We start from the raw sequence: 1,053 nt of genomic DNA, 5'->3' as shown, positions 1-1,053 counted from the left end.
GTCACCAGACCCGCAACGTTGCCCAGGGTCGCCACTTGCAAGCTCAGGCCCGCCAGGCTGGACAGCTCGCCTTGCTGGTTGTTCAGGCTGCCGATCCGGGCGTTCAACTGCCCGCTGCTGTTGACCAGCCCGCCCTGGCCGTTGAGCAGTCGAGCAGCTTCAAGCTGCATACTCGCAGCGCTGAGCACACGGCCCTGGTTCTGGTTGTCCAGGGTGCCGGCATTGACCTTCACCTGGCGCTGCCCACTGAGGGTGCCGCCCTGGTTGTTCAGGGACTGGGTTGCCGTGACCGTCAGATCTCGGCTGGCCACCAGGCTCTTGCCGCGGTTGTCGAGATCCCGGGCGTTAAGGCTGATATCGCCGTTGGCGTTGCGGCTGTTATCGGCATTGACCCCGGCCTCGATGATGCCGTGGTTGCTCAGTTTGCCGCCGCTGTCCAGCTGGATGCTGTCGCGGGCGGCAAAGGTTTTCTGGTTGCTCAGGTCGCCCTGGGTCTGCACCTTGAGATCGCTGCCGGCATACACCGCACCCTGGGCATCGAGGCTGCCGGCCTTGATCGCCACCGCGCCCTTCTCGGCGCTCGCGTACGCCATGCGCAACTGGCCGTTGGCATCGAGCTGGATGTCGCCACCGCTGGCAATCAGCTTGCCGTCGAGCTTGACCCCAACCCCAGCCTCGGTGCCCACCAGCTTGATCGCCCCGGCGTACATGCCGCCCAGGGCCGATGAGTCGATGGCCAGTTGCGGTACATCCGCCGGGTTGGCGGTGCGTGCCGTGGCGCTCAGGGTCTTGGCGTCGACGTCGTTGGCCCCGGCGATCAGCGCCAGGTGCTGGGCCTGGATCTCGGCGTTGATCCTGGCGCTGCGGGTGATGATTTCGAACTGGTCGACGTTGCTCGCATTGAGCCCCGCGCCTTCGATGGCGACGCTGCCCTGGTCCACCTGATAACGCTGGATCTGGCCGTTCTCTATCACCGGCTTGCCGGTGGTCAGGGTGGCTTTCGGGGTGTTGATGAAGCCGCAGCCGTTGCAGGTCACGCCATAGGGGTTGGCG

1 pseudogene is annotated in these 1,053 nt (G+C 65.6%); it reads right to left on the bottom strand.

What is annotated here, in order from left to right:
• Nucleotides 1-1,053, bottom strand: a pseudogene (locus U873_RS34625) (adhesin); the annotation flags it as partial.

Origin of the sequence: Pseudomonas sp. PH1b (genome assembly GCF_000633395.1) — a bacterium.
Lineage (GTDB): Bacteria > Pseudomonadota > Gammaproteobacteria > Pseudomonadales > Pseudomonadaceae > Aquipseudomonas.
This window is presented reverse-complemented; position numbering and strand designations above follow the sequence as displayed.